Source organism: Paenibacillus sp. 598K, assembly GCF_003851045.1.
Taxonomy (GTDB): Bacteria; Bacillota; Bacilli; order Paenibacillales; family Paenibacillaceae; genus Paenibacillus_D.
Genome location: NZ_BFBX01000084.1, coordinates 66,987 through 67,629 on the forward strand (window position 1 = coordinate 66,987; position 643 = coordinate 67,629).

Consider the following 643-nt stretch of genomic DNA (forward strand, 5'->3'; position numbering starts at 1 on the left):
AATCGCCGCGATCTGCTGGACGCCGTCGACGCCCTTGAGCGTCCGCGACTCCAGATGCTCCTGATAATGGCCGAACTGCGCGTACAGCTCCTGCAGCACATCGTAGAGCGTCTTGCCTTGCGACTTGTAATAGGCTGCCGCTTCAGAGATGAGCAGGGAAGCGACGACAGCATCCTTGTCGCGGGCATAGGTGCCGGTCAGATAGCCGTAGCTTTCCTCGTAGCCGAACAGGAAGGTACGCTCGCCTGTCCGCTCATACTCGGTCATCTTCTCGCCGATATATTTGAAGCCGGTCAGCGTATTGACGACCTCCGCGCCATAATGACGGGCGATATCCGCGCCCATCTCGCTCGTGACGATCGTCTTGACGACGACGCCATTGCTCGGCAGCTTGCCTTGCGCTTGCAGTTGACTGAGCAGATAATGCACCATGATAGCGCCAGATTGATTGCCGCTGAGCACGACATAGTCGCCCTGCTGGTTCTTGACCACTGCGCCCATCCGGTCGCAATCCGGGTCGGTCCCGATAATCAGATCGGCCTGCCGCTCCTCCGCCAGCTTGATCGCCAGCGTGAACGCCTCGCGCTCTTCCGGGTTGGGGGACTTGACCGTGCTGAAGTAACCGTCTGGCTGCTCCTGCTGC

Annotated in this window: 1 pseudogene; it reads right to left on the minus strand. The window is 59.9% G+C overall.

The window, feature by feature from the left end:
* A pseudogene (locus PA598K_RS23250) lies at positions 1-643 on the minus strand (phospho-sugar mutase); the annotation flags it as partial.